1 pseudogene is annotated in these 214 nt (G+C 50.9%); it reads right to left on the bottom strand.

Features of this window, described 5'->3' with window-relative positions:
• Positions 1 to 75, bottom strand: a pseudogene (locus GVV58_RS15370) (IS6 family transposase); the annotation flags it as partial.
• Positions 76 to 214 lie beyond the last annotated feature (139 nt).

The following is a 214-nucleotide window of genomic DNA, read 5'->3' as shown; positions in this document are numbered from 1 at the left end:
GCCATATTTACAATACCAGCGCACAGCCCAAAGAATGATTTCGCCCTGAAAATGCCGACCATGGAAAGGATTCATATGCTGCACCTTTAGCTAAAACAGTCTTCAGCTTACCATTCGTGGTTATTTGCAACAGTGCCGCTGACGCACACCATCGCCCACCGGGTGGGTCGCTATCTGGAACGGCAAGGCCTGCTGGAACGGGATGTCGAAAACA

The sequence above is a fragment of the Acinetobacter sp. 18QD2AZ41W genome (assembly GCF_009829025.1).
GTDB classification, from domain to species: domain Bacteria; phylum Pseudomonadota; class Gammaproteobacteria; order Pseudomonadales; family Moraxellaceae; genus Acinetobacter; species Acinetobacter pseudolwoffii.
The sequence above is the reverse complement of the archived record's forward strand: the minus strand, read 5'-3'. Positions and strand labels throughout refer to the sequence as shown.